Here is a 740-nt window from a genome sequence, read left to right on the forward strand (position 1 = left end):
TATAGGAGTTGTCTAATGAACTTGAGATCCAGACTTTCTCAAATGGCAAATAGAATGATTAATACCTTTAGAGAGGAGTCTTTGCTTAGGTTCTATAAAGGCATATATAGTAAAGATGAAGAATTTGAAGATTTGAATATCAACTTCAACAAAGATACTTACAGAGAATTTGTTGGGATTATTATTGATATTACTCCTCAAGAACTTGCTAATATTGAGACTTCAAATCTTTATGATTCTTGTCAAATGTCTAAATTATACACAAATGAAGAATTGGATTTTGAAATTAAAGACAGAGTATCTCTAAATGATAATTTTTACGAAATAATCAATATTGACGGAAGTGTTGGATACAAAACAATAATTTTAAGGAGTTTAGAGTGGATATAAGCGTATTTGAAGAGATTGAACTTGAGATAGGTTGGTTTGGAACAAGAGCAGATATAGCACGTATGCATGAATATGGAAGTAGTAATTTACCTAGTCGTGAACATTTAAACAAAGTGGCAGATTCACCCGAATTCCAACAGTATATCAATACTGATTATATGAACAGAGAGTTTAGCAAAGGAATAGAAGTTGGTATGAAGTCTTTTGGTAAATTGTTCATTGATTTTTACAAGGATTTTGTTGCTTCTGGTAAAGTAAAACCCAAATTAAAGGACAGTACAATTGCTACTAAAAAAGCAAAAGGAAGTAAATCTCCAGAAACACCTTTAATAGATACGGGATTAATGCTT

2 protein-coding genes are annotated in these 740 nt (G+C 30.8%); both read left to right on the forward strand.

Annotation, left to right across the window (positions count from 1 at the left end):
- Positions 1 to 15: 15 nt before the first annotated feature.
- The gene (locus U881_RS0107230; protein WP_024653804.1) at positions 16 to 390 is read left to right on the forward strand and encodes a DUF1506 family protein; all 375 of its coding nucleotides are present in this window, start codon (positions 16 to 18) and stop codon (positions 388 to 390) included.
- Positions 381 to 740: hypothetical protein (locus U881_RS0107235; RefSeq protein ID WP_024653805.1), on the forward strand; the 360-nt coding region annotated here is incomplete at its 3' end. The genes U881_RS0107230 and U881_RS0107235, both read left to right, overlap by 10 nt.

This window comes from Borrelia persica No12, assembly GCF_000500045.1.
Taxonomy (GTDB): Bacteria; Spirochaetota; Spirochaetia; order Borreliales; family Borreliaceae; genus Borrelia; species Borrelia persica.